Annotated in this window: 1 protein-coding gene; it reads right to left on the bottom strand. The window is 52.2% G+C overall.

All coding sequences use genetic code 11. The features are described 5' to 3' along the window. The coding region (locus CKL79_RS22775; RefSeq protein ID WP_170944003.1) for a helix-turn-helix domain-containing protein at window positions 1-252 on the bottom strand (252 nt) is incomplete at its 3' end. Window positions 253-427: the final 175 nt, after the last annotated feature.

The raw sequence follows: 427 nt of genomic DNA, 5'->3' as shown, positions 1-427 counted from the left end.
GCGTTTTAGCCCATTCAGCGTCGCCTCAAAGCCATGTTCTCCCAACCGGCGGCGGATATTTTCCACTGTTTGGGGCCGACAGTTGAAGGCTTCGGCGATCAACTGGTCTGTCCAGTTCGGCCCTTCGGCATCTGCCTTTAGCAAAATCTGCGCACGACGAACCTTTTGGCTGCTACCGTTCAACCGTTTGATGACTTCGTGCAGTTCACTCTTCTCTGATTCACTCAATCGGACGATGTATCGTTTTTGCATAAAGCCCTCGTTCGCTTTATCCCAATCTCCCCCATTACAACACTCTTGACAACCCTCATTCTTAAACTTGACGCTGCACTAGTTGATTTGCTTTGGCGTTGAGCTGTTGGTAGGTAAGGGTGTGGCCGTCGCAGATGAGTGCGATCACCTCGGGCGACCGGGCAGCTTGAGCTTC

Source organism: Leptolyngbya sp. BC1307 (assembly GCF_002286735.1).
In the GTDB taxonomy this organism is placed as follows: Bacteria; Cyanobacteriota; Cyanobacteriia; order Phormidesmidales; family Phormidesmidaceae; genus Phormidesmis.
Note: the sequence above shows the minus strand (reverse complement) of the source record. Positions and strands in the feature narration are given on the sequence as shown.